Below are 3,134 nucleotides of genomic sequence, written 5' to 3'. Positions count from 1 at the left end.
GCATTGAACGCCTCTCTGAGAATGATCAGGCTACGATCGCGCTGTCCTAAGCGGGTGAAGTAATTGGCGAGTGCGGTGAACGTTCGGGCTTTAGAAGCACTGTAGCTCGTGCTCAGGGTCCGAGTGACTGCAAATGCGTCCCCCACCACTGCCCCAGCCGCTTGAGATGCCTGAGGGAGAACAGCCCGTATCAGTTGCTCTAGCGGACTGGTGTAGGCTACGTTTTCGCCCAAGCTGCCGACCAATCTTTCCAGCAGGTTGATTTTGGCAGGGGAATTTGGCATGGCTCGAATTCGCTGAAGTGCACCAAGAAGCAATTGGGAGGCGTAGTCAACTTGTCCAATCGCGATCGCTTGCTCTGCCTGCCCAAAGATTGCATTCAACAACCCTTCCTCATACTGCTGCCGCTCTGTTCGACAGGTAAGGGCAGATGAGTTGGGTGTAGCTTGTGCCATCCTGAGGGAAACAGTAGCTTGCGGCTGCACAGTTAAACCATTGGCGTTTACCCCTTTGGGAAATTGCCAAGCAACCGAGACGCTCAGGCACAGGAGGGCAGCTACGCTTCTTAAACCTTTGTCGGCTTTGAATTGAATCACGTTTATTAATGGTTGATCGATCAATGGAAAACACATCAAAGAAGTGTCATCAGCAATCAGTTGCACCAACTGCCATCCTGCTAGGAAGTAAGCTGCCAGACGCGAATCACGTCGCCCTCTTCATCCGTGTTAAGAAAAAATCGGCCATCAGGACTGAAGCGCAAGCGCTGAGGACCGGGGGCATTTGCAGGCAGGTTATGCAGCAATTGATTGGTGCTAAGGTTCCATAGGCGGATGTGGTTGTGGTAGCCGATCGCCAGTGTTCGACCATCAGGACTCATGGCGATCGACTTAGGTGGAATGCCTCGAAACAGCGTGCGGCTAAGTCTTCCAGTTCTGGCATTCCATTGTTTAAGCGAGCCGTCCGTGTAAGCAACAATCAGTGATTCTGCATTGGGCGTCAGGGCGATTGCCACTGCTCCAACAGTGGAGCTAGTCGGTAAGGCACTGACCAGTTGCCGAGTGCGAAGATTCCAGACTTTGGCGGTTCCGCTATTGCTGGCTGCCGCTAAGGTGTAGCCATCTGGGGTAATCGTCCATACGTCTGCCCACGTGCCAAACGTACCTGGGTATTGTTGCTGGGTGTTAAAGTTCCATAATCGGACGCCAAAATCGCCGCCAGTGCCGGTTGCGTCCACAAGCGTCTGTCCATCCAAGGTGAGGGTGACAATCCCAACCCCACGAGTACGAGCCGGAAAGATCGATCGCACTGATCCAGTTTGAGGGTCTCGAAGCTGAATTACACCTTTAGAGTCAGCAGTAATCAGCGTTCGACGATCAGGCGACAGAAAAGCGGTGGTAAACCAGTCGTTCGGATTGTCGGCAGTAAAACTCAATTGTTGTTTGCCCGATCGCCAGTTCCACAGCCTGACCGATTTATCGGTGGTGCCGCTGGTTGAGATTAGCGTTTGCCCATCGCAGCTAAGGGTGAGGGAATAAACAAAGCTGGTGTGTCCATTTAACTCTTGTACCAACCTTGGTCGAACATTGGTTGGTAGTTGTGGGTAAGAGAACTGTGGACAAGCGGCTTGCGAGGGAGACTGAGCAGCAGCAGGGGAGACAACCGTCAGCCCGATTAAAACCGCGATCGTGAGTGAATGAGTAAGCAATTTGCGCCTCATGAAAAAATTCCTGATTCAGAGGTTGGGTGAGAGGATCGGTGAGTTGGCAGCGATTGCACCCCACCAACCGGAAGTCGAATCTCCCCAGATATTGAATACACTAGCAAGCGGCTAGATTGCGGCAGGGCTTGTGCAAAAAGTTACACAGTTCACGAGAAGATTGATTCTATTTATAAACTGGAAACAGAAGTAAAACGTTGGAAGCTATTTGAACTAGGGATAGAAGGTGAGGCAGTTTGATCAGCATGGACGAACCCGAATTTAAAGTGATTTTTGAGGAGCTGACACCAAAACAGCGCAAAGTCTTGCAGCGATTCTTAGCAGGCGAAACCGACGAGGCGATCGCTACGGCGCTGTATCTAGAACCTTCTACGATTCGTCGACATATTGCCAACATCTGTAAAGCATTTGGCTTCAGTAATGCCGAGGGAGAACATTATTCCCATCGAGAAGAGTTAATTGACTTGTTTGCTCGGCACCGATCGGAGCTAGTCAATCCACAACTTGTTTATCAGGGAAAATTTGCCAATCTAGAATTTCCGGGCAGCCCCCTGACGCTGAAATCTCCGCTTTATGTTGAACGTCCTCCCATTGAGGAACAGTGCCTTCAAGAAATTTGCAAGCCAGGTGGCTTAGTTCGGATTCGCGCTCCACAATACATGGGTAAAACATCTCTGCTCCATCGGATTTTGGCAAGAGCCAGCGAGATTAACTATGCGACGGTGCGGCTCAATTTGCGCCAGGCAGAAGCGGCAGTATTGGCTGATTTAGATACATTTCTGCGCTGGTTTTGCGTGAATCTTAGTCAGAAGCTGAATCTATCGGTACAGCTCGATGATTATTGGGATGGAGAACGGTTTGGCAGCCTGGTCAGCTGCACGACTTATTTTCAGTTCTGTATATTAGAGCAACTGCACCAAAATTTAGTCTTGGGTTTAGATGAAGTAGATTGGCTATTTGAATTTCCTCAAGTTGCTCAAGGATTCTTTGCATTGCTGCGAAGCTGGCACGAGGAGGCAAATAATCTAGAAATTTGGCAGCGATTACGACTGGTTGTTGCTCATTCGACTGAAGTTTATATTCCGCTCAATCTGAATCAGTCTCCCTTCAATGTCGGGCTGCCAATTCGTTTACCGGAACTCTCGATCGAGCAGGTGCAATGGTTGGCAAAACAGTATGGCTGGCACAGCTCAATTCAAGCGATGCAACCGCTGGTTTCAATGGTAGGCGGACATCCATACCTGTTGCAGTTGGCATTCTATCATTTGCAGCAGGGTAAGACGCTAGAGCAATTGCTGCAAGCAGCTCCAACGCAAGCAGGGATTTATCGAGATCATCTCCGTCGCCACTGGCAAGTGCTGCAAGATTATCCAGAGCTACAAACTGCACTCGATCGCGTCATCGCTAATGAGCCGCA

At 50.1% G+C, this 3,134-nt stretch carries 3 protein-coding genes; 1 reads left to right on the top strand and 2 read right to left on the bottom strand.

The annotated features are described in order from the left end of the window. On the bottom strand, nucleotides 1-596 hold a 596-nt coding region (locus H6F43_RS00110), incomplete at its 3' end, for a hypothetical protein (protein ID WP_190340013.1). 80 nt (nucleotides 597-676) lie between these two features. Beyond that, nucleotides 677-1,717, bottom strand: a complete 1,041-nt coding sequence (locus tag H6F43_RS00105) for a hypothetical protein (RefSeq protein ID WP_190340012.1) — start codon at nucleotides 1,715-1,717, stop codon at nucleotides 677-679. Nucleotides 1,718-1,962: 245 nt separating this feature from the next. On the opposite strand from H6F43_RS00105, the gene H6F43_RS00100 reads away from it, so the two are divergent. Next, a partial coding sequence (locus H6F43_RS00100) for an AAA-like domain-containing protein (protein WP_190340011.1) occupies nucleotides 1,963-3,134 on the top strand: 1,172 nt, incomplete at its 3' end.

The sequence above is a fragment of the Leptolyngbya sp. FACHB-36 genome (assembly GCF_014695955.1).
Classification (GTDB): domain Bacteria; phylum Cyanobacteriota; class Cyanobacteriia; order Leptolyngbyales; family Leptolyngbyaceae; genus FACHB-36.
This window is presented reverse-complemented; position numbering and strand designations above follow the sequence as displayed.

Excerpts from the sequence above, each read along its gene's own strand:
- H6F43_RS00105 (WP_190340012.1), bottom strand. The coding sequence starts at position 1,717 with ATGAGGCGCAAATTGCTTACTCATTCACTCACGATCGCGGTTTTAATC.